The following is a 409-nucleotide window of genomic DNA, read 5'->3' on the forward strand; positions in this document are numbered from 1 at the left end:
CTAATACGGCTACGATAGATTTTCCATTAAGTGGTCCTGGCACATATTCAGTTGTTGCTTTTGATGAGAATGGCTGTCCATCTTTACCACGAACTATTGAGGTATTTCCAGAGTTACAAGTTACAGCTGTATTTACAGATCCTACATGTAGGGCAAACGATGCGACTATTGTAGCTACGGTTACAGGAGGTTCTGACATTACGGCTAATCCGGGTAATTTTACTTTTGATTTAGTTAATGCTGGTACGAGTGTTACTATACCGGGCGTTACTCAGACACCAGGTCCGGGAGCTAATCAGATAACGTTTAGTAGTACTACCCCTGGTACGGATGGTATTTTCCCTGGAGATTATCGAGTAGAGGTTACCGATAGTGCTATTAATGTGGCACCTGGTTGTACCGATACTTT

General features: G+C 42.5%; 1 protein-coding gene. It reads left to right on the forward strand.

Translation table 11 applies throughout. The features are described from left to right. A partial coding sequence (locus FOF46_RS32150; protein ID WP_167572046.1) for a hypothetical protein occupies positions 1-409 on the forward strand: 409 nt, incomplete at both ends.

Origin of the sequence: Aquimarina algiphila (genome assembly GCF_007489275.1) — a bacterium.
Classification (GTDB): domain Bacteria; phylum Bacteroidota; class Bacteroidia; order Flavobacteriales; family Flavobacteriaceae; genus Aquimarina; species Aquimarina algiphila.